Annotated in this window: 22 protein-coding genes; 10 read left to right on the top strand and 12 right to left on the bottom strand. The window is 54.8% G+C overall.

Annotated features, from left to right (window positions below):
• Positions 1-2: 2 nt before the first annotated feature.
• From spoT to gmk, 3 genes are read right to left on the bottom strand one after another with little or no spacing between them, the layout of a single operon-like run.
• On the bottom strand, positions 3-2114 hold the full coding sequence (gene spoT, locus M2407_RS24910) for a bifunctional GTP diphosphokinase/guanosine-3',5'-bis pyrophosphate 3'-pyrophosphohydrolase (protein WP_020837653.1): 2112 nt from the start codon (positions 2112-2114) through the stop codon (positions 3-5).
• Between the two features lie 22 nt (positions 2115-2136).
• Positions 2137-2412, bottom strand: coding sequence for a DNA-directed RNA polymerase subunit omega (rpoZ, locus tag M2407_RS24905; RefSeq protein ID WP_004953385.1), 276 nt, complete (start codon positions 2410-2412; stop codon positions 2137-2139).
• A 54-nt stretch (positions 2413-2466) separates the two neighbouring features.
• Positions 2467-3090 carry a guanylate kinase gene (gene gmk, locus M2407_RS24900; protein ID WP_041415115.1) on the bottom strand — a complete coding sequence of 208 codons (624 nt, stop codon included), beginning with the start codon at positions 3088-3090 and terminating at the stop codon, positions 2467-2469.
• A gap of 274 nt (positions 3091-3364) precedes the next feature.
• Here gmk and ligB point away from each other — a divergent pair, with 274 nt between their 5' ends.
• The gene (ligB, locus tag M2407_RS24895) at positions 3365-5068 is read left to right on the top strand and encodes an NAD-dependent DNA ligase LigB (protein WP_259220113.1); all 1704 of its coding nucleotides are present in this window, start codon (positions 3365-3367) and stop codon (positions 5066-5068) included.
• A 61-nt stretch (positions 5069-5129) separates the two neighbouring features.
• On the opposite strand, the gene M2407_RS24890 is transcribed toward ligB, so the two are convergent.
• Positions 5130-5747: a trimeric intracellular cation channel family protein gene (locus M2407_RS24890; protein WP_020837649.1), complete on the bottom strand. Its 618-nt coding sequence runs from the start codon at positions 5745-5747 to the stop codon at positions 5130-5132.
• 294 nt (positions 5748-6041) lie between these two features.
• Between M2407_RS24890 and M2407_RS24885 the strand changes: the two genes are divergently transcribed.
• Entirely contained in the window at positions 6042-6476 is a 435-nt protein-coding gene (locus M2407_RS24885; RefSeq protein ID WP_020837646.1) for a DUF3574 domain-containing protein, read from the top strand.
• A gap of 31 nt (positions 6477-6507) precedes the next feature.
• On the opposite strand, the gene M2407_RS24880 is transcribed toward M2407_RS24885, so the two are convergent.
• Entirely contained in the window at positions 6508-7692 is a 1185-nt protein-coding gene (locus tag M2407_RS24880; RefSeq protein WP_020837645.1) for a NupC/NupG family nucleoside CNT transporter, read from the bottom strand.
• A gap of 336 nt (positions 7693-8028) precedes the next feature.
• Here M2407_RS24880 and M2407_RS24875 point away from each other — a divergent pair, with 336 nt between their 5' ends.
• Positions 8029-8769, top strand: a complete 741-nt coding sequence (locus tag M2407_RS24875; RefSeq protein WP_259220112.1) for an SDR family oxidoreductase — start codon at positions 8029-8031, stop codon at positions 8767-8769.
• A 91-nt stretch (positions 8770-8860) separates the two neighbouring features.
• Here the strand turns inward: M2407_RS24875 and M2407_RS24870 are convergent, their stop codons facing one another.
• Positions 8861-9724 (bottom strand): YicC/YloC family endoribonuclease, encoded by an 864-nt coding sequence (locus tag M2407_RS24870; RefSeq protein ID WP_020837642.1) that lies wholly within the window; start codon positions 9722-9724, stop codon positions 8861-8863.
• A 126-nt stretch (positions 9725-9850) separates the two neighbouring features.
• Between M2407_RS24870 and rph the strand changes: the two genes are divergently transcribed.
• Together rph and pyrE are read left to right on the top strand one after the other, a co-directional pair.
• On the top strand, positions 9851-10567 hold the full coding sequence (gene rph, locus M2407_RS24865) for a ribonuclease PH (protein ID WP_012147518.1): 717 nt from the start codon (positions 9851-9853) through the stop codon (positions 10565-10567).
• A 93-nt stretch (positions 10568-10660) separates the two neighbouring features.
• Positions 10661-11302, top strand: a complete 642-nt coding sequence (gene pyrE / locus M2407_RS24860; protein ID WP_020837639.1) for an orotate phosphoribosyltransferase — start codon at positions 10661-10663, stop codon at positions 11300-11302.
• A gap of 47 nt (positions 11303-11349) precedes the next feature.
• On the opposite strand, the gene slmA is transcribed toward pyrE, so the two are convergent.
• The 3 genes from slmA to coaBC form a co-directional block, all read right to left on the bottom strand.
• The gene (gene slmA, locus M2407_RS24855; RefSeq protein ID WP_020837638.1) at positions 11350-11946 is read right to left on the bottom strand and encodes a nucleoid occlusion factor SlmA; all 597 of its coding nucleotides are present in this window, start codon (positions 11944-11946) and stop codon (positions 11350-11352) included.
• 260 nt (positions 11947-12206) lie between these two features.
• Entirely contained in the window at positions 12207-12665 is a 459-nt protein-coding gene (gene dut, locus M2407_RS24850; protein WP_046374864.1) for a dUTP diphosphatase, read from the bottom strand.
• Positions 12643-13860, bottom strand: coding sequence for a bifunctional phosphopantothenoylcysteine decarboxylase/phosphopantothenate--cysteine ligase CoaBC (gene coaBC, locus M2407_RS24845; protein ID WP_165366271.1), 1218 nt, complete (start codon positions 13858-13860; stop codon positions 12643-12645). The genes dut and coaBC overlap by 23 nt, the downstream gene beginning before the upstream one ends.
• Positions 13861-14040: 180 nt before the next feature.
• Here coaBC and radC point away from each other — a divergent pair, with 180 nt between their 5' ends.
• The 4 genes from radC to mutM all read left to right on the top strand — a co-directional run bounded on the left by radC (position 14041) and on the right by mutM (position 16292).
• The gene (gene radC, locus M2407_RS24840) at positions 14041-14724 is read left to right on the top strand and encodes a RadC family protein (RefSeq protein ID WP_020837632.1); all 684 of its coding nucleotides are present in this window, start codon (positions 14041-14043) and stop codon (positions 14722-14724) included.
• A 263-nt stretch (positions 14725-14987) separates the two neighbouring features.
• On the top strand, positions 14988-15224 hold the full coding sequence (rpmB, locus tag M2407_RS24835) for a 50S ribosomal protein L28 (RefSeq protein WP_004931195.1): 237 nt from the start codon (positions 14988-14990) through the stop codon (positions 15222-15224).
• 11 nt (positions 15225-15235) lie between these two features.
• On the top strand, positions 15236-15403 hold the full coding sequence (gene rpmG / locus M2407_RS24830) for a 50S ribosomal protein L33 (RefSeq protein ID WP_002208990.1): 168 nt from the start codon (positions 15236-15238) through the stop codon (positions 15401-15403).
• Positions 15404-15482: 79 nt separating this feature from the next.
• Positions 15483-16292: a bifunctional DNA-formamidopyrimidine glycosylase/DNA-(apurinic or apyrimidinic site) lyase gene (gene mutM / locus M2407_RS24825; protein ID WP_122080471.1), complete on the top strand. Its 810-nt coding sequence runs from the start codon at positions 15483-15485 to the stop codon at positions 16290-16292.
• Here mutM and coaD read toward each other — a convergent pair whose 3' ends face one another.
• The 3 genes from coaD to waaA are packed head-to-tail and all read right to left on the bottom strand — an operon-like array spanning position 16293 to position 18833.
• Positions 16293-16778: a pantetheine-phosphate adenylyltransferase gene (coaD, locus tag M2407_RS24820; protein ID WP_020837609.1), complete on the bottom strand. Its 486-nt coding sequence runs from the start codon at positions 16776-16778 to the stop codon at positions 16293-16295. It abuts the gene before it with no gap.
• Between the two features lie 3 nt (positions 16779-16781).
• A complete protein-coding gene (locus tag M2407_RS24815; protein ID WP_048762412.1) occupies positions 16782-17555 on the bottom strand; it encodes a glycosyltransferase family 2 protein in 774 nt (257 codons plus the stop codon).
• Positions 17556-18833, bottom strand: coding sequence for a lipid IV(A) 3-deoxy-D-manno-octulosonic acid transferase (waaA, locus tag M2407_RS24810; RefSeq protein ID WP_048762411.1), 1278 nt, complete (start codon positions 18831-18833; stop codon positions 17556-17558).
• A 125-nt stretch (positions 18834-18958) separates the two neighbouring features.
• Here waaA and M2407_RS24805 point away from each other — a divergent pair, with 125 nt between their 5' ends.
• Positions 18959-19972, top strand: coding sequence for a glycosyltransferase family 9 protein (locus tag M2407_RS24805; protein WP_020837605.1), 1014 nt, complete (start codon positions 18959-18961; stop codon positions 19970-19972).
• The last annotated feature ends 7 nt before the right edge of the window (positions 19973-19979 follow it).

Genomic DNA, 19979 nt, shown 5'->3' with positions numbered 1-19979 from the left:
CGCTAATTTCGGTTGCGGTTAACTTTAATGACATCCGGCATGATACGGATTTTACGCATAATATTTGCCAGATGGATGCGATCGCGGGTGGTCAAGCGGATAAAGGCGCTATAAACCCGGCCGTCTTTCTCTTCGGTATTCAGGCTTTGAATATTGGACTCAGCCGCATTGATGGCTGCCGTCAGGTTGGCCAGCGCCCCCTGATGGTTAAACATGTCCACTTTGATCTCGGCAATGAATTCCTGCTCGATGTCTTTATCCCACTCTACCGCCATGAACTTTTCAGGCTCTTTCTGGTAGCCGCGGATATTGCGACAGGATTCATGGTGGATCACCAGGCCTTTACCTGGGCTGACGTGGGCGATAATCGGGTCACCCGGAATAGGTCGGCAGCATTTGGCAAAGGTGATTAGCACGCCGTCTGCACCCTTGATCGCCAGATTACGAACGCCGGAAGAGGTGCCCAGATTGGACTGATCGCCCTGCAGGTTTTTCGCGACCACGACGCTCATGGCATTGCCCAGGCCGATTTCAGCCAGCAGATCGTCCAGCGTCGCCAGCTTCATGCGATCCAACTCGTGTTGGATATTTTCCGGCGGGATCTCGGCCAGTTTGCGACTGCCGCCCAACGCATGGTTTAACAAACGGCGGCCGAGGCCAACCGAATCATCGCGCTTGAGGTTTTTCAACATCTGGCGAATTTTAGCGCGCGCTTTGGAGCTGACGACAAAGTTCAGCCAGGCGGCGTTTGGCCGTGCGCCCGGGGCAGTGATGATTTCGACCGTCTGTCCGCTGGTCAGTGACTGCGACAGCGGGTATGGCTGACGATCAACCCGTGCGCCAACGCAGGCGTGGCCGATATCGGTATGCACCGCGTAGGCGAAATCGACCGGGGTGGCGCCCGCAGGCAATTCAACGATGCGGCCTTCCGGGGTGAAAACGTAAATCTCATCCGGGAACAGATCGGATTTGACGCTCTCAATAAATTCAAACGAGCTACCGGCGCTCTGTTGCAGCTCCAGCAGGCTCTGCATCCAGCGCTGGGCTCGGATTTGCGCGGTGGTGCCGGTTTCGCCCTGTTCTTTTTCTTTATAAGCCCAGTGCGCGGCGACCCCCATTTCGGCCATCTGATCCATATCTTCGGTACGGATCTGCACCTCTACCGGAACGCCATGCGGGCCGATAAGTGAAGTGTGCAGCGATTGATAGCCGTTGGCCTTGGGAATGGCGATATAGTCTTTGACCCTGCCAGGGCGCGGTTTATACAGGCTGTGAGCCTGACCCAGCACGCGGTAGCAGGTATCCACCTCTTTCACGATCACCCGGAACGCATAGATATCCATAATCGAATGGAAGCGCTGTTCTTTCAGGTGCATCTTGAGGTAAATGGAATACAGATGTTTTTCTCGCCCGCTGACGCGGCAGGGGATGCCGGCTTCGGTCAATCGCCCCTCGATTTCGGCGAGAATCTTCTGGATCATCTCTTTACGATTACCGCGTGCGGCTTTCACCACTTCTTTGATTACGCGATAACGGTTCGGATACAACGCCTCGAAACCCAGCTCTTCCAGCTCGGTTTTCAGGTGGTGAATACCCAGACGATGGGCCAGTGGGCTGTAGATTTCCAGGGTTTCACGTGCAATACGCCGCCGTTTGTCGGGGCGCAGCGAACCTAAGGTACGCATGTTGTGCGTGCGGTCGGCCAGCTTGATCAACACGACGCGGATATCCTGCACCATCGCCATGATCATCTTGCGGAAGTTTTCCGCCTGGGCTTCTTTTTTGTCCTGGAATTTCAGTTTGTCGAGCTTGGATACGCCCTCAACCAATTCGGCGACGCTTTTGCCGAACAGCTGTTCCATATCCTGATAGGTGGCTGGGGTGTCTTCGATGACGTCATGCAGCAGGGCTGCCATCAGCGTCTCATGATCGAGACGCATTTCCGCCAGAATACAGGCCACAGCAACCGGGTGAGTAATGTAGGGCTCACCGCTGGAGCGTGTCTGTCCCTCGTGAGCATCACGTGCAACGAGGTATGCCTGTTTGAGGCGCTTAATCTGCTCCTCAGGCAGGTAACGTTGAATCAGCAGATTCAGGCTTTCAAACAGGTACAAGGCAGGCTCGCAGTCTAATTAATTAACGACGACCTTCAGCAATCGCGGTAACCGCTTGAATTTCTGCGGCTTCCTGCTCTTGCTGCTCCTGACGATCGCGAACATCGAGGATCTGGCTGGTGATCAGGCCTTCTTCGATTTCGCGCAGCGCGATAACGGTGTACTTGTCGTTTTCTTCCGGAACAAGTGCATCTTTACCGCCAGTCTGGATTTGACGTGCCCGACGAGCAGCGACCAACACCAGGTCAAAACGGTTACCAATTTTCTCTACAGCGTCTTGAACAGTTACGCGTGCCATATTTGTGCTACTCCACAGGTGACGAAAAGACTGGGCATAATACTGAAACTGTCTTCAGTCTGCCAATAGTTTGCTGATTAAAGCGTCATGCCGCAGTAATTGGCGGCCTAAACGCAGGCGTTCGGCGCGAATAATGGTTTTCAGATCGGACAGGGCCAGATCGAAATCATCGTTCACGATTAAATAGTCATACTCCGCGTAGTGCGTCATTTCCGCCACGGCTTGCGCCATGCGTTTGGCGATCACTTCATCAGAGTCTTGTCCGCGTCCACGAAGGCGACGGCCAAGTTCTTCCTTCGACGGCGGCAAAATAAAGATGCTGCGCGCCTGGGGCATTTTGGCACGAATTTGTTGCGCGCCCTGCCAGTCGATATCCAGGAAAACGTCTACCCCGGTCGACAGCACCTGCTCAATGGCAGCGCGTGAGGTACCGTAATAGTTGCCGAACACTTCGGCGTGCTCAAGAAACGCATCCTGCTCAATCATTCGGCAGAATTCTTCTTTTGAGACGAAGAAATAATGATCGCCATGCTGTTCACCCGGGCGGCTGTCGCGCGTGGTGTGCGAAACCGAAACCTGCGTGTCGTACAGCGGTTGCGTCTTTAACAAAGCCTGAATCAGACTTGATTTCCCTGCGCCACTAGGGGCAGAGACAATATAAAGCGTGCCTTGAGCCATGATGATATTCGTTGATATGCCAATAACAGCGGATGTGTATTTTCTCCGCACAGTATACACGGCTAACGTGCCGGATGCAGCGTTAGCTCGCATTTTGCCCGCCCCTTTATGCTGAAAAAACCTCAAACAGGGTGGTTTGCGCAGCGTATCGCCAAATTTTGACGGTTTTCTGCAATGCGAGCGGGCTTTCTCGAGCCGCTGCGCAGAACGCCACATGGGCCATTGTCGTGCTTTCCTCTTCCGGCTTTACTGCCGGTTATCAGGGAGGTGAAAGATGCGCAAAAGTGTCATGAGAATAGGGATGATGCTGCTGTTCGGTTTGCTGTGCAGTGAGACTGTTCGGGCGCAAGCCTGTCCGGCGTGGCGCCCGGTGCGGATGCAGCTGGAGATAACCGCCTTAAAAAACCAGCTTGAACGCTGGGACGTAGCTTATTACCAGCAGGGCAGCAGTTTAATTGAAGATGAAGTCTACGACAGTCTGCGCGAAAAGCTGCGGTTATGGCAGCGTTGCGCCGGGGCAGCGCCGGAGGAGGGGGCTGGCCCGCTTTTACCCGAAGGCAAGGTGCCGCACCCGGTGGCGCATACCGGGTTGCGGAAATTGCCGGATCTTGCCGCCGTCGACCAATGGTTAAAGGGGCGCAGTGATCTCTGGGTTCAACCCAAAGTGGACGGTGTCGCCATCACGCTGGTTTATCACGACGGAAAACTGACGTCGGCGATCAGCCGAGGGAACGGGCTGAAAGGCGAGAACTGGCTGGAAAAAGTGCGGACTATTCCTGCGGTGCCGGTCAGTATTAAGGGGGCCCCGCCAACGTTGATTCTGCAGGGCGAGCTGTTTCTGATGGTGAACGGTCATCAACAAAAGGTCAGCGGCGGCATCAACGCCCGTGCCAAGGTCGCCGGCGCGCTGATGAAAAATAAGCCTTCGCCGCTACTCCAGCAGATCGGGCTGTTTGTCTGGGCCTGGCCGAACGGTCCGCAGGAGATGGCGCAGCGTTTACGCCAGCTTGCTGAAATGGGTTTTCCTCTTGCCCTGACTTTTTCGCAGCCGGTGAAATCCTCGGCGGAGGTGCAACAATGGCGAGAGCATTGGCATAAAACCGCTTTGCCTTTCGTCACCGATGGTGTGGTGATCCATCAGGCACACTCACCCCAGGGGCTCTACTGGCAAGCCAGGCCCGGTGATTGGGCCGTTGCCTGGAAGTATCCGCCCGTGCAGCAAGTGGCGAGGGTCAATGGTATTGATTTCAATATTGGTCGCACCGGAAAAATCGCCGTGGTACTGCGGCTTGAACCCGTCAGGATGGACGATAAATGGGTGACAAGAGTTAACCTCGGCTCGCTACCACGTTGGCGAAAATGGGCGGTTGTGCCCGGAGATCAGGTAACCATCAGCCTGATGGGACACGGCATTCCACATCTCAATAATGTGGTCTGGCGTGGAACGGACCGGTCGCTGCCCAGTGCGCCGTCTGCTGAACGTTACCACGCGTTGAGTTGTTTCAGTTGGCGACCGGATTGCCGTCAGCAGTTTCTTGCCCGACTGGTGTGGTTGAGCGGCCCGCAGGGGTTAAGTTTGCGCGGCGTCAGTGAATCCACCTGGCAGACGCTGATCGATCAGGGGTTAGTGCGGAATTTGCTGGATTGGCTGTTGCTGACGCCGGAACAACTGATGGCCGCGCCCGGGATCGGCGGTAAGCGAGGGCAAAGCATTCACCGGCAATTTCAGCAGGCGCGACAACAACCGTTCGCGCGTTGGCTGCTCGCTTTAGGTATACCGCTCTCCCCGCAGCAAACGATGGCGCTGACAAACTGGCATCAGGTCCAGCAAATGTCCCCCGTGGCGTGGCGGCAAATCGTCGGTATTGGTGCAAAAAGGGCACAACAGATTGCCGATTTTCTCCAGCACCAGCCAGTCCTGGCGCTGGTCAGCATCCTGGGCTCACAAGGGATTGTGGGTTTTGCCGGCGCGCCTTGATGTGATGTTCCTCTTGAAGTCCATCAACAACGGGATTGCCTATGCTGTTATGGTGCCCTTATTAATGATCCGGATGCTGATAGTTAAACACCGGCAGACCCAGCCGAAAGCGCAGAGCAATCAGTCGGGCGCTGAGGCCGGCTACCAAAGTGATGATCACCACCATATTATGTGGCAGGCTGAAGTGTTGCAGACCGATGTACAGCCAGGCGGCGGCGAAGGAGATACCGGCGTAGATTTCTTTCTGGAATACCAAGGGAATGCGATTGCAGAGCATATCGCGCAGAACGCCGCCGAATACGCCGGTGATCACCGCGGCAATCGCGGCAATGATGGCACCGTGGCCCATGTCCAGCGCGACCTGTGCGCCGATGATTGAAAATACAATCAGCCCAACGGCGTCCAACACCAGAAAAAGACGGCGCAGGTGACGCATCAAGGGGGCCAGCCAGGTGGTGACGATCGCGGCAATGGCAACGATAACGATATATTCAGGATGTTTGACCCACCCCAGGGGGAAATGCCCGAGCAACATGTCGCGTACCGAACCGCCACCGATTGCCGTGGCAGAGGCAATAATAATGACGCCAAACATGTCCATTTGGCGGCGGCCGGCAGCCAGTGCGCCAGTCATGGCTTCGGCAGTAATACCGATGATATAAAGAATGCTCAATAACATAAGATATTCACAGGGTGGGCGGGAATGAGTGTCATGGTGGCAGGGTAATAGCCGCGAGGACATAGCACCACTGAGTTTTTCTAACCGATGGCAATTCGGATTACTTTAGTTAATCCATTTTTTGTTTTATTTGCTTATCCATTGCCTTTTGTAACCTTATTTTATTCAAGAAAGCATTAGATATTTCGCATTGGTTTCTATTGCTGACTATGCTTTTTGCATGCGATCCCGAGGCCGCTTGGCGGTGAGGGATCTCTGGCTGATGATGGCGTTTACTGAGGAACATGAAGATAAATGAAAGCTACTTCCCTACTGGCGGCGGCTGCCGCTGTGACCATCCTGTTGAGCGGTTGCGTTGCGCCGGTTCAGAACACCGGGCCGCAAAAATCGGCGACCTGCCAGGTTGGCGATCCTATGGTCCAAACTACGCTTTATTTTGGCCTTAATCGCCCTGCGGGGCCAGCGATCGGTGCTGCCGAATGGCAGAGTTTTGTCGATCGGCAAGTGACGCCGCGTTTTAAAGATGGGTTATCGGTATTTGATGCCAAAGGACAGTGGTTGGGTAATGACGGCAAGCTGGCGCGCGAAAACAGCAAAGCGCTGATGCTGATTCATGCGCCGGGCAAGGAAAGTGAAACCCATATTGAGGCATTGCGCAGCAGCTATAAACAACAGTTTGCACAGGATTCCGTGATGCGGGTTGATGCGCCCGTGTGCGTCGCGTTCTGATAAGCTCCCGGCCCGCAGGCCGGGATAGTGTTTACAGTACCAGTCCGGCGATGGCTGCCGAAAGCAGGCTGACCAGCGTGGAACCATAGACCAGCTTCAAACCAAAACGAGAAACCACGTTACCTTGTCGCTCGTTAAGCCCTTTGATTGCCCCGGCGACGATGCCGATAGAGGCAAAGTTGGCGAAAGACACCAGGAATACCGACAGAATGCCCAGGCCGCGCGGTGACAGCTCCGTAGCGATTTTCTTCAGTTCGATCATTGCCACAAACTCATTGGCCACCAGTTTGGTCGCCATAATGCTGCCTGCTCGTAGCGCATCCGGTGCCGGGATACCGATCAGCCAGGCCAGTGGATAGAATACATAGCCCAGGATTTGCTGGAAGCTGATGCCGAACACGGCGGAGAACAGAGCGTTTACCGCTGAAATCAGCGCAATAAAGCCAATCAGCATGGCGGCGATAATCATCGCGATTTTGAAGCCCGCCAGGATGTACTCGCCCAGCATTTCAAAGAAGCTCTGGTCTTCATGCAACTTGCTCAGTTTCAGTTCGGGTTCATCGTCCAACTGATAAGGGTTGATGATCGACAATATGATAAAGGTGCTGAACATATTGAGGATCAGCGCGGCTACCACGTATTGCGCATCGATCATCGACATGTAGGCACCGACGATGGACATGGATACCGTCGACATGGCGGTGGCTGCCATGGTGTACATGCGACGCGGCGAGATATCGCCGATGATGCCCTTGTAGGCGATAAAGTTTTCAGACTGGCCGAGCACCAGCGTGCTGACGGCGTTGAAAGATTCCAGTTTGCCCATGCCGTTAACCTTGGACAGCAGGGTGCCGACCAGACGGATAATCAGCGGCAGAATGCGGAAATGCTGCAAAATACCGATCAGCGCGGAAATAAAGATAATCGGGCATAACACGCCCAGGAAGATAAACGCCAGCCCGTCTTTACTCATGCCACCAAACACAAAGTCGGAACCCTGTGCGGCGTAGGTCAGCAGCGTTTCAAAGAAACCTGCAACGTGCTTGATGACGCTCAGGCCGCTCTCTGAATGCAGGAAGAAATAGGCGAGTGCGCCTTCAATGACTAAAAGCTGAATAATATAACGCAGGCGGATTTTCTTGCGGTCATTACTGACCAGTAGTGCCAGGGCGATGATCACCACCAGGGCAAAAATAAATTGCAGAATTTGCGGCATAAAGAGTCCGTACGGCTAAACGGGCAGGAAAAAACACATTTAGCCACAGCTCTCCCGGCCTTTCATTACATTACGTGATAATTAGAACAAAATACTTTCGGTAAGCCGGGTAAGTTGCCGATTGTCATCCTCTCTTACTTATCGGCAGTTTTTCATAAATAAATTCAACGCGAATTTCACGGCGAGAGTCGCTTGTGAGCCGGATTTTTACGGCTGTACTATACTTCAGCCTTTGCGATGACTTATAAATCGCAGGGTTATTTTTGGCTTCACGACACATCGCGACATCCGGTTCTATAACGGAGGCTTTATGGCCTTTTTGCTGAGGAGAACTGTATGAACCAGATTTCAGGCAAGGTTGTGATTATTACCGGCGCCAGTAGTGGATTGGGCGAGGCGACAGCTCGCCATCTCGCCGCTCGGGGCGCAACGTTGGTATTGGCAGCGCGTCGCAAAACGCGTCTTGATGCATTGGCGAATGAAATCATCGCGGCCGGGGGTAAAGCGCTCGCGGTAGCGGTAGATGTCACTCACCGTAACGACGTGGAGGCAATGGTCGATGCCGCAATAACGGAATTTGGGCGCGTTGATGTGTTGGTGAACAACGCAGGGTTAATGGCGATAGCCCCGCTGAGCGCCACCCGGGTCGACGAATGGGAACGGATGATCGATATCAACCTCAAAGGCGTGCTGTATGGCATTGCCGCTGCGCTACCGGTGTTTGAGCAACAGCAGAGCGGTCACTTTATCAATGTCGCCTCCGTCGCCGGTCTGAAGGTACTTAGCCCGGGCGGCGCCGTTTACAGCGGCACCAAGTTTGCGGTACGCGCTATCTCCGAAGGCTTGCGTTATGAGGTGGGGGCACATATTCGCACCACCATTATCTGTCCGGGAGCCGTGGATTCCGAACTGAAGCTTGGCACCTCGGACCGGGAAAGCGTGAAGTTCGTTGAGGAGTTTTATCAACAGGCCATCCCGGCGGATTCCGTAGCGCGTGCCATCGCCTATGCCATCGAGCAACCGGCGGAGGTGGATATCAACGAAATTGTTTTGCGGCCAACCCAAGAGCTGTATTAAGCCGCATACCACCGCCGCGCCTTTTCAGGTGCGGTCTTCTGCGCCATAAAAAAAGCCCGCGGGTGCGGGCTTAAACGAATGAAGCAATGTATTACTCGATATTCTGGATCTGTTCGCGCATCTGCTCGATCAACACTTTCAGCTCGATGGCTGAAGTGGTCACTTCGGCATTGATGGACTTGGATGCCAGCGTGTTGGATTCGCGGTTGAACTCCTGCATCATAAAGTCGAGGCGACGGCCCACGGCTTCTTTCTTCTTCAGGATGTTGTGCGTTTCTTTTACGTGAGCTTCCAGGCGATCCAGCTCTTCGGCAACGTCAATACGCTGCGCCATCAGCACTAGCTCTTGCTCCAGGCGGGTGTTTTCCAGCTGCACCTGGGCTTCTTCCAGTTTGCTGACCAGACGCTCACGCTGCCATTGCAGAATGTTGGGCATTTGGGCGCGAACCTTGATTACTTCAGCGCTCACGCCTTCCAGACGCTGTTCGATCAGCGCTTTCAGTGCGGTGCCTTCGCTTTCGCGAGCCACAATGAAGTCATCCAGTGCACCATCCAGCGCTTGCATCAGCTGTGCGCTGATGGCGTCCAGATCCTGCTCTTGAGCAGACATCACGCCAGGCCAACGCAGGACGTCGATAGGATCGATTTCCCCTTCGTCGCTCTGCATTTTTACCCAGTTGGCGGCTTCAACCAGCTGCTTGGCCAGTTTTTCGTTCAGGATCATCGAGCTTTGCGCGCTCGGATCCAGCTCAAAGCGCAGGTTGCACTCCACTTTGCCGCGGGTCAAACGACCACGAATGCGTTCGCGGATCACCGGTTCCAGGCTGCGGAATTGTTCCGGCAGACGGATGTAGGTTTCCAGATAGCGTTGGTTAACGGAACGCAGCTCCCAAGCTGCGCTGCCCCATTCACCCTTGATTTCTCGCCGAGCGTAGGCTGTCATGCTGCGGATCATTGATGCGTACCCGTAATAGGAAAAGATGGAGCGATTATAGCGTTGGACCTTCGGGCAGGATAGGCATTACGTCACGAAGCCCGTATAATGCGCAGCCAATCGTTGATAAGAAGCCGGAGAGAGCCCATGCGTCCTGCAGGCAGAGCACCACAACAAGTTCGCCCACTGACACTGACCCGTCATTATACCAAACACGCAGAAGGCTCAGTGCTGGTTGAGTTTGGCGATACCAAAGTTTTGTGCACCGCCACGGTAGAAGAGGGTGTGCCGCGCTTCCTGAAAGGTCAGGGCCAGGGTTGGATCACCGCTGAGTACGGCATGTTGCCGCGTTCCACCCACAGCCGTAACGCCCGCGAGGCCGCAAAAGGCAAGCAGGGTGGCCGCACGCTGGAGATCCAGCGCCTGATTGCCCGTTCGCTCCGTGCCGCGGTAGATCTGAAAAAACTCGGTGAGTTCACCATCACTCTCGACTGTGACGTATTGCAGGCCGATGGCGGTACCCGTACCGCGTCCATTTCCGGCGCCTGCGTTGCGCTGGCCGATGCGTTGAATGCGCTGGTGGCCAACGGCAAGCTGAAAGCCAACCCGATGAAAGGGCTGGTGGCGGCGGTTTCCGTCGGTATCGTTAACGGCGAAGCGCTGTGCGATTTGGAGTACGTTGAAGACTCTGCAGCAGAAACCGACATGAACGTGGTGATGATGGAAGATGGCCGTATGATCGAGGTGCAGGGCACCGCCGAGGGCGAGCCGTTCAGCCATGATGAACTGTTGGCGTTATTGGCGCTGGCTCGAGGGGGCATCGATACCATCTTCCAGGCGCAGAAAGCGGCGCTGGCAGACTAATTTTTTAAGGCGACTCAAGAGTCGCCTTTTTTACGCCCGGCGATCGGGCGGCAGTATTAACAGATCTAACCGACCAGACGAGGAGAAGCAGTAATGAAAGCCTATCAGCGCCAGTTTATCGAGTTCGCGCTTAACAAGCAGGTATTGAAATTCGGCGAGTTTACCCTGAAATCCGGCCGCACCAGCCCATATTTCTTTAATGCCGGCCTGTTTAATACCGGGCGTGATCTTGCGCTACTCGGGCGTTTCTACGCTGAAGCTCTGATGGATTCCGGTATTGAGTTTGATCTGCTGTTTGGTCCTGCTTACAAAGGTATCCCGATTGCCACCACCACGGCGGTGGCTTTGGCAGAGCACCATGAGCGCGACGTGCCTTACTGCTTTAACCGTAAGGAAGCCAAGACCCATGGCGAAGGTGGCACGCTGGTAGGCAGCCCGCTACAGGGCCGCGTGATGCTGGTGGACGATGTGATCACTGCCGGTACGGCTATCCGTGAATCCATGGAAATCATCGGTGCCAGCGGCGCAACGTTGGCCGGCGTGCTGATTTCACTCGATCGTCAGGAACGAGGTCGTGCGGATATTTCGGCCATTCAAGAAGTTGAGCGTGACTATCACTGCAAGGTGATTTCCATCGTGACGCTGAAGGATTTGATTGTTTATCTCGAAGAAAAGCCAGAAATGGCGGATCACCTGGCGGCGGTGCGCGCCTATCGTGAGCAGTACGGGGTCTAACTCAGTATCTACGTTACCGGGCGCGTAAAATGCGCCCGGTAACGGGTTTATTGCAGCTGTGCCGCCAGCAGTGGCCAGCGGCCATCGAACTCTTGGGTTGGGCGATAGCGGAATTCAGATCGCACGTAGCGCGACAGCATCCCCTCGCAGAACGCCAGCAGCTGGCTTGCCAGCAGCGTTTCGTCCACGATAAAGCCTTTGCCTTCCCGCAGTTTTCGCTCTTTCAGTACCTGACGCAATTGCGCTTCAATGCGTTCAAACAGCTGGTTGATGCGGCCTTGCAGGCGATCCTGTTCAAACATCAGCGCATGGCCGGTCATGATTCGCGTCAGGCCAGGGTTGCGTTCGGCGAACCCCAATACCAGCAGCAAAATCAGGCGCAGACGGTTAAAGGTCTCTTTTTCATCCTGCAAAATCAGGTTGATGCGCGTGATCAGGCTGTCTTCAATAAACTCGATCAGGCTGTCGAACATCCGTGTTTTGCTGGGAAAGTGCCGGTACAGTGCAGCTTCGGAGACTCCGACGTTAGCGGCAAGTTTAGCGGTGGTAATACGCTGGCTACCGTCGCTGGACTCCAGCATCTGGGCTAATGCCTGCAGTATTTCCTCGCGCCGATTCCTTTTGATATTTTCTTTTTCTGCCATGTCTGATTAGACCCTTGCTAAAACTGCTTAGACTTTCGGAAACCCGGGCACCGGCCGTTGCAGAGAAAGCTCTGTGCGGCTTATGTGATAGCTTTTTTACGATGCTGGGGTCAGCGGCCTTAACGACCTGTATTCTCCGTGCGCCCTGGTGTGCGCTGTAATCGTAGTCGGCAAAATCTTGCCATGGAGCCGTCCTTCTCTCCGGGGTAGCAAGATTTAAGGCGACAATTCCTTGTCGTCGGTCAGGTATCAGGCAGCGCTTAGTGGCGGCCGGAGTGGCCAAAGCCACCGGCACCGCGTTCGCTGCTGTCGAACTCTTCTACCAGATTGAATTCAGCCTGAACTACCGGCACGAACACCATCTGCGCGATACGTTCACCTGGCTCAATAGTGAAGGATTTCTGACCACGGTTCCAGACGGAAACCATCAGCTGGCCCTGGTAGTCGGAGTCGATCAGGCCGACCAGATTGCCCAGTACCACACCGTGTTTATGGCCCAGACCGGAACGCGGCAGGATCACTGCGGCAAGATCGGTGTCGGCAATATGAATAGCCAGGCCCGTTGGCAGCAGCGTGGTTTCACCCGGCGCCAACTCGACAGCGCTGTCCAGGCAGGCACGTAGATCAAGGCCTGCGGAACCTGGGGTGGCGTAGGTCGGTAAAGGGAAGTCCTTCCCGATACGCGGGTCGAGGATTTTAACGTCGATTTTTTTCATCATAACGGCTGACTATCTCGTCTATTAAACGTTGGCCAAGGAGTGCCTTGTCGCTCAGCGGCAGGCGCTTTTCTCCATTCTGCCAAAAAAGGTGCAAGGCATTGGTGTCACTGTTAAACCCATGCTCTGCAAGCGATACATCGTTAGCGCAAATTAAATCCAGTTTCTTACGCGCCAGTTTTTGTCGCGCGTATTCTTCCACATTCTGGGTTTCGGCAGCAAACCCCACGACAAAAGGCCGATTTTTGGTCATCGCGGCGACGCCGGCAACGATATCGGGGTTTTTTACCATTTTGAGGATGATTTCATCACCCTGTTTTTTTATTTTTTCATCGGAAATCTGCTCGGCGCGGTAATCGGCCACGGCAGCGCAAGATATAAAAATATCCTGTTGGCCGGCGCTTTGCTGGACCGCCTGCTCCATTTCCAATGCGCTGATCACATCTACACGGGTGACCGATGGCGGCGTCGACAGGTTGACCGGCCCTGCGATCAGCGTGACCTGCGCACCGCGTGCGGCGGCGGCGGCGGCGATGGCAAAGCCCATCTTGCCGGAGCTGTGGTTGCTGATGAAACGAACCGGATCCAGCGCTTCGCGCGTGGGGCCGGCGGTGAGCATAATCTTTAAATGTTTCAGATCTTGCGGTGCGGAGAAATGGCTGTTCGCCAGTTCGACGATTTCCAGCGGATCGAGCATGCGGCCTGGGCCGACGTCGCCACAGGCTTGACTGCCGCTGTCAGGCCCCCAGAGCAGCATACCGCGCGCTTGTAGCGTCTGCAGATTGGCCTGGGTGGCGACGGCGCGGTACATTTGCTGGTTCATGGCGGGTGCGGCAGCGATCGGTGCCGCCGTGGCCAGGCAGACGGTGGTCAGCAGATCGTTGGCCATTCCGGCGGCGACGCGCGCCAGCAGATCGGCGGTAGCCGGCGCCAGAATCACCAGGTCCGCCCATTTGCCGAGCTCAATATGACCCATTGCAGCTTCGGCGGCGGGATCCAGCAGATCGTCCGAGACCGGGTAGCCGGAAACGGCCTGCAGCGTCAGCGGCGTGATAAAGGCTTTCGCCGCGCCTGTCATTATCACACGCACTTCCGCGCCTCTGTCACGCAGGCGGCGTACCAGTTCTGGGCATTTGTATGCGGCGATACCGCCACTGATGCCAAGCACAATATGTTTGCCGGAAAGTCCCGTCATCATGATTGTCCGATTGAATCCGAAAGATGTGCCATTTTAGCATAACCGTCCGACAGGTGAGTGATTCCGCTGCGCCTGCAACGCGTTACATTGTGCTTTGCGCAGCACTTCGCAATGTTATCAAACACCTGTCGTGAGCTGCTTCGCTGCGTGGCATGCTGTGGCGTTTTCGGGAGGGTGTTAATGAGCAGTCAGGTAATCACCCTGTGGCAGGATACATTGGCGCCACGGGAAAAATTGTTGCGTTACGGGGCGTCGGCATTGTCCGATGCGGAGCTGCTGGCCATTTTCCTGCGCACCGGCTTTCCCGGCGTGCACGTTATGCAACTGGCAGAGCAATTATTGGCGCAGTTTGGCTCGCTGTATCACCTGATGTCGGCAGACCATTCGGTTTTTTGCAGTCACAAGGGGCTGGGTAATTCCAGTTATGCCCAACTGCAGGCGATTTCGGAGCTGGCGTTCCGCTTCTTTTCCAGTCATCTGGCACAGGAAAATGCCATGCTCAACCCCAGGATGACCCAGCATTATCTGCAAAGTTTGCTGGCGCACCATGAGCGGGAAGTGTTTTTGGTATTGTTTTTAGACAATCAGCACCGTGTTATTCGCCATCAGGAGATGTTTGCTGGTACCATCAGCAGCGTCGTCGTACACCCGAGAGAAATTGTGCGTGAAGCGTTGAAGGCTAATGCGGCCGCCATTATTCTGGCGCATAATCATCCTTCGGGTAAGGCTGAACCCAGCCACGCCGACCGTTTGATAACGGAGCAAGTGGTTAATGCCTGCCTGTTATTGGAGATCCGAGTGCTCGATCATTTGGTTATAGGTCGGGGTGAATGCGTCTCTTTTGCCGAACGCGGATGGCTTTAAGCGATTTTTTCGCGATCCTTATGGGATCTTTAGCTGTTCGGGACTTGAGCACTTACGCTTCAGAGCGTATACTACGCCACCTTTGAGAATCTTGGGTTTGGCGCAAGAGCCTATCTCAGCAGGTTTCTAACCTGATGTGTGGTTTCTGACCTGATGACGAGAGTCTCCTCAGTATGAAGTTTGCTGAGATGGGCTCTAAAAGCCTGACGAGGCGGCCATACCCTATACGAAGCTCGAGCTGATTTGATTTTTGGAGAATAGACATGTCCCGAGTCTGCCAAGTTACTGGCAAGCGCCCGGTGAGCGGTAACAACCGTTCCCACGCAATGAACGCGACCAAACGCCGTTTTCTGCCGAACCTGCACTCACACCGTTTTTGGGTTGAGGCTGAGAAGCGCTTTGTAACTCTGCGTGTATCTGCTAAAGGTATGCGTGTTATCGATAAGAAGGGTATTGAGACGGTCTTGGCCGATCTGCGTGCCCGTGGTGAGAAGTATTAAGGAACTGAATCATGGCTAAAGGTGTTCGCGAGAAGATCAAGCTGGTTTCTTCTGCTGGTACTGGTCACTTCTATACCACCACGAAGAACAAGCGTACTAAGCCGGAAAAATTGGAACTGAAGAAATTCGATCCAGTTGTCCGTCAACACGTACTGTACAAAGAAGCTAAAATTAAATAATTTTAGTGGATTAATAAAAACCCGGCCTCGGCCGGGTTTTTTGTTTTATAAAGGTAGGAAATCAACGGGAGAGCGCCAGATGCCTGAATTACCAGAAGTTGAAACCAGCCGACGCGGGATTGAACCTTATCTCGTCGGTCACAGCATTCAATATGCGGTGGTGCGCAATGCCCGTCTGCGCTGGCCGGTTTCCGAGCAAATTCTGGCGCTGAGCGACCAACCGGTGCGCAGCGTGCAACGCCGTGCCAAGTATCTGCTGATTGAACTGGACCACGGTTGGATTATCGTTCACCTGGGCATGTCCGGCAGCCTGCGCATGCTGGCTGAGGAAACCGAAGCCGGCAAGCACGACCACGTCGATCTGGTGATCAGCAATGGCATGACACTGCGCTATACCGATCCCCGCCGTTTTGGCGCCTGGTTATGGTGCGAGGATCTGGCGGCCAGCAACGTGCTGGCGCACCTGGGGCCGGAACCGCTAAGCGAAGCCTTTAACGGCGCTTACCTGTACGAAAAGTCACGCAGCAAGCGCACGCTGATCAAACCCTGGTTGATGGATAACAAGTTGGTGGTCGGGGTAGGCAACATCTACGCCAGTGAATCGCTGTTTACCGCCGGGATCTTGCCAGACCGTCCAGCGGGCTCGCTGAGCAAAGCGGAGGCGGAGTTATTGGCGGAGACCATCAAGGCGGTGTTGCTGCGTTCAATCGAACAAGGGGGCACCACGCTGCGCGATTTCCTGCAGTCAGACGGTAAACCGGGTTATTTCGCGCAGGAGTTGCAGGTGTACGGCCGTGCGGGGGAGCCTTGTCGCGCATGCGGCACGCCGATTGAGTCTGCGAAACACGGGCAGCGCAGCACATTTTTCTGCCGTCGCTGCCAGCGCTGATTAGTGTTCGGCGAGCTTTTCGAACAGTGCCTGAGTGACTACGGCCGGCAGGAAAGGTGAGATATCGCCGCCGTGCCGTGCGACTTCCTTCACCAGGGTGGAGGAGATGAACGACCACTCTTCGGAAGGCATCAGAAACACGCTTTCCAATGTCGGCATTAAATGGCGGTTCATGTTCGCCAACTGCAATTCATATTCAAAATCAGAGACCGCACGCAAGCCGCGTACCAGAATATTGGCATTCTGATGGGCGGCAAAGTGTGCCATCAGTTCACTGAACCCCAGCACTTCCACGTTATCCAGGTGCGACGTCACCTGGCTGGCCAAGGCTACGCGCTCATCCAGCGTGAACAGCGGCTTTTTGCTCGGGCTGGCGGCGATGGCCAGGATGACGTGATCGAACATCAAAGATGCGCGTGTCACCAAATCCAGGTGGCCGTTAGTCATGGGATCGAAAGTACCGGGATAAATGGCTTTACGGGTCATGATTCACTTCTCTGAATAGTTGCGGCCCAATGCCCAGAGTGCGGCATATTTATTGAAGGTATATTGCGCGTTGACCACGGCTAACAGCAACCCCTGTTTACCGTCCAGGAAGCCGGCACGCAGCAGCCAGGTTTTGCAAAAGGCGCCAAGGGTGTGGGTCAGTATCGACAGATAGCTGCAGCGCTTGCCGGCCTGGTGGCGTTGAATGGCCCACTCTTCGGCATAACGCAGCTGTTTGCGTTGAAAGGCAAAGAAGTCACGGCAGGTCAGGTGCAGCAGGTCGCCGCTAAGGGGCACCACTTTCGCCCCGTCAGTATTGAGGGACTCGTGCACCAGATTGTCGTTATAGCGATAACGCCGATTGGCATACAGGCGGTTGACGCGATCGGGATACCAGCCGCTGTGGCGCATAAAGCGCCCCAGGAACAGGTTGCGGCGTGCGCAGCTGTAGACCTTATTCTCATCTGGCGCGGCCAGCGCTTGTTCAATCGACTGGCGCAATTCCGGCGTAACGCGTTCGTCGGCGTCAATCATCAGAATATAGTCGTGGCTGGCGTAACTTTGAGCCAGTTGGCGCTGTTTGCCGAAGCCCTGCCAGTCGGTATGGGTGAATACTTTGGCACCCAGGCTTTCGGCAACGGCAACGCTGTCATCCTGGCTGCCAGAGTCGAGCATGATGATTTCGTCTGCCCAGGCAACGGAGTGCAGGCAATCCGGCAGCAGCCCGGCCTCGTTCTTGGCGATAATCACCACCGACAGGCTTTTACGGTCGCTCATTTAATGGCTCCGAGGCGGCAGGTGCGGTTCCAACAGTTGCAGCAGGCGTTGCAGCGCTCCCTGGTTTTGATACAGCACTTCCACCGCGTGGCGGCCGTAATAGCGACGATAGTCTTCGTCGGTGAGCAATGTAGCCACTTCCTTGACCAGCGATTCCTCGTCGGTCACGGTGATCAACCCTTCGGCTTGCGACAGTTTGGCGCAAATATCCTTGAAGTTGAAGGTATGTGGCCCCATCAGTACCGGAATGGCGTGTGCCGCGGCTTCTAGCGGGTTATGCCCGCCGCGTTCCACCAGGCTGCCGCCAACGAAGGCCAGATCGGCAATGCCGTACAGCAGCATCAGCTCGCCCATGGTATCGCCGATCACCACCTGAGTGCCGCCGGAAGGGATTTCACCGCTGCTGCGAAGGGTGTAACTGAAACCAGCTTTTTGTACCAGATCTTTGGCCGTCGCGAAGCGTTCCGGGTGGCGAGGCACCAGGATCAACAGCAGGTCAGGGTGTTTCTCCAGCAGTTTTCGGTGTGCAGCCAGCAGAATGCTTTCTTCGCCTTCATGGGTGCTGGTGGCGATCCATACCGGGCGACGCGGCGCCCATTGACGGCGTAATGTGACCGCGCGTGCGGCCAGTTCCGGAGTAACGGAAATATCGAATTTCAGGCTACCGGTAACGGTAAGCTGTGAGCGTTTCAGGCCAAGCTCGATAAAGCGCTCGCCATCTTCCTGATTTTGCGCGGCGATCAGCGTAATACGGCGCAGCATATCGCGGACAAAACCGCCGATTTTTTTATAACCGGCGGCTGAGCGGGCAGAGAGACGGGCGTTGGCGATCACCAGCGGAATTTGGCGCTGATGCAATGCGTTAATCAGGTTGGGCCACAGCTCGGTTTCCATGATGATGACCAGCTTGGGATTCACCTGATCCAGGAAACGGCGCATCGAGCCAGGCAGATCGTAAGGCAGATAAACGTGATGAACGTCTTTACCGAAGGCGGACTGCACGCGTTCTGAACCTGTCGGGGTCATCGTGGTCACAGTAATCGGTAAATAGGGGTAGCGGTGGCGTAGCGCGCGGACCAAGGGGATGGCGGCCAGCGTTTCACCCACGGAGACGGAATGCAGCATGATCCCGCCCGGCACGACTTTACCGGCGCAGAAGCCATAGCGTTCTGCCCAGCGTTTACGGTAGGCTGGAGCTTTGCGGCTGCGCAACAGTAAGCGGAGCCAGATCAGGGGTTGGATAAGGTAGAGTAGTACCTGATATAAACGCAGCAACATTCTATCAATTTCATTTATATGGGTTATTCAGAATAGTACCATAACTGGAAGGGAAAGGCGCTAATTTGGTAACCTTGGGTGTCAGTTTCAGACAACAGGCGAGAGATTTCGCTGATAGGCTTGGAATGAAGAATATTTTAATTATTCGCCGTGACAATATTGGCGATCTTGTTTGTACAACCCCGTTGATCGAAGGGGTGAAAATTGCCTATCCGGACGCCAAACTTTATCTGTTAATCAATAAAGTTAGCCAGGATGTCGTTAAAAATAACCCGCATCTGGAAAAAGTCTTTGTCTATAAAAAAGCAAAGCATAAGGCGAAAAATGAAACCACGCTGGGGGTTTATTTCGAACGGCTGATGATTTTTCTTCAGCTGCGTAAAATAAAATTCGACGCGGCCATCCTGGCCAATCCGGTACCCTGCAAGTACAGTCTGCGATTGGCAAAAATGGCCGGGGTCAGCAATATCATTGGTGCAGATTTAGGCACGCCTGATATTCATCATCCTTTCCGCAAGGCGAATTTCAGCGGAAAACATCAGGTAGAACATACCTTCAGCTACCTCTCGGCTATTACCGAACAATCCATCCCTATCCCGCCGGTGCGGGTGTTTCTGACCGCGGAAGAGCGTCAACAGGCAGCGCAGCGGTTGCAAGCCAGCTTACCGTCGGTCGAGCGGATTTGTGCCGTTCATATCAGCAGCCGCAGTCCTAAGCGGCGCTGGCCGATCGAACGCTATGCTGAAATTATCAATCGCTTACTTGCTGAACCCAACACGGGAGTCCTGATTTTTTGGTCGCCTCAGGGCACGCTGACGCCGGATGATATTGGCGATCAGAAACGGGCCGAGCAACTGTTGGCGCTGTGCCAGAACGAGCGTGTGGCGCTGTACCCAACGGCGTCGGTGCGGGAATTACTGGCCGGTTTTGATTTATGCGACAGGGTGTTGTGCAGCGATGGTGGGCAGATGCATCTGGCTGCCGCGTTGAATAAAGATATGGTGGTGTTCTTTGGCGATACGGATAAAGAATCCTGGCACCCATGGTCCGGCCGCTATCACATTTTGCAGACCGAATCGGGTGACTGTATTGATGTGCCCGTTGATGATGTGTGGGAAAAAATACAGGCGTTCAATTAATTAAAAA

Source organism: Serratia sp. BIGb0234 (genome assembly GCF_024809915.1).
In the GTDB taxonomy this organism is placed as follows: domain Bacteria; phylum Pseudomonadota; class Gammaproteobacteria; order Enterobacterales; family Enterobacteriaceae; genus Serratia; species Serratia liquefaciens.
The sequence above is the reverse complement of the archived record's forward strand: the minus strand, read 5'-3'. Positions and strand labels throughout refer to the sequence as shown.

Bases quoted from the DNA above. Each gene is read 5' to 3' on its own strand.
- rpoZ (WP_004953385.1), bottom strand. From the start codon at position 2,412: ATGGCACGCGTAACTGTTCAAGACGCTGTAGAGAAAATTGGTAACCGT.
- gmk (WP_041415115.1), bottom strand. From the start codon at position 3,090: ATGGCTCAAGGCACGCTTTATATTGTCTCTGCCCCTAGTGGCGCAGGG.
- ligB (WP_259220113.1), top strand. From the start codon at position 3,365: ATGCGCAAAAGTGTCATGAGAATAGGGATGATGCTGCTGTTCGGTTTG.
- M2407_RS24890 (WP_020837649.1), bottom strand. From the start codon at position 5,747: ATGTTATTGAGCATTCTTTATATCATCGGTATTACTGCCGAAGCCATG.
- M2407_RS24885 (WP_020837646.1), top strand. From the start codon at position 6,042: ATGAAAGCTACTTCCCTACTGGCGGCGGCTGCCGCTGTGACCATCCTG.
- M2407_RS24880 (WP_020837645.1), bottom strand. From the start codon at position 7,692: ATGCCGCAAATTCTGCAATTTATTTTTGCCCTGGTGGTGATCATCGCC.
- M2407_RS24875 (WP_259220112.1), top strand. From the start codon at position 8,029: ATGAACCAGATTTCAGGCAAGGTTGTGATTATTACCGGCGCCAGTAGT.
- M2407_RS24870 (WP_020837642.1), bottom strand. From the start codon at position 9,724: ATGATCCGCAGCATGACAGCCTACGCTCGGCGAGAAATCAAGGGTGAA.
- rph (WP_012147518.1), top strand. From the start codon at position 9,851: ATGCGTCCTGCAGGCAGAGCACCACAACAAGTTCGCCCACTGACACTG.
- pyrE (WP_020837639.1), top strand. From the start codon at position 10,661: ATGAAAGCCTATCAGCGCCAGTTTATCGAGTTCGCGCTTAACAAGCAG.
- slmA (WP_020837638.1), bottom strand. From the start codon at position 11,946: ATGGCAGAAAAAGAAAATATCAAAAGGAATCGGCGCGAGGAAATACTG.
- dut (WP_046374864.1), bottom strand. From the start codon at position 12,665: ATGATGAAAAAAATCGACGTTAAAATCCTCGACCCGCGTATCGGGAAG.
- coaBC (WP_165366271.1), bottom strand. From the start codon at position 13,860: ATGATGACGGGACTTTCCGGCAAACATATTGTGCTTGGCATCAGTGGC.
- radC (WP_020837632.1), top strand. From the start codon at position 14,041: ATGAGCAGTCAGGTAATCACCCTGTGGCAGGATACATTGGCGCCACGG.
- rpmB (WP_004931195.1), top strand. From the start codon at position 14,988: ATGTCCCGAGTCTGCCAAGTTACTGGCAAGCGCCCGGTGAGCGGTAAC.
- rpmG (WP_002208990.1), top strand. From the start codon at position 15,236: ATGGCTAAAGGTGTTCGCGAGAAGATCAAGCTGGTTTCTTCTGCTGGT.
- mutM (WP_122080471.1), top strand. From the start codon at position 15,483: ATGCCTGAATTACCAGAAGTTGAAACCAGCCGACGCGGGATTGAACCT.
- coaD (WP_020837609.1), bottom strand. From the start codon at position 16,778: ATGACCCGTAAAGCCATTTATCCCGGTACTTTCGATCCCATGACTAAC.
- M2407_RS24815 (WP_048762412.1), bottom strand. From the start codon at position 17,555: ATGAGCGACCGTAAAAGCCTGTCGGTGGTGATTATCGCCAAGAACGAG.
- waaA (WP_048762411.1), bottom strand. From the start codon at position 18,833: ATGTTGCTGCGTTTATATCAGGTACTACTCTACCTTATCCAACCCCTG.
- M2407_RS24805 (WP_020837605.1), top strand. From the start codon at position 18,959: ATGAAGAATATTTTAATTATTCGCCGTGACAATATTGGCGATCTTGTT.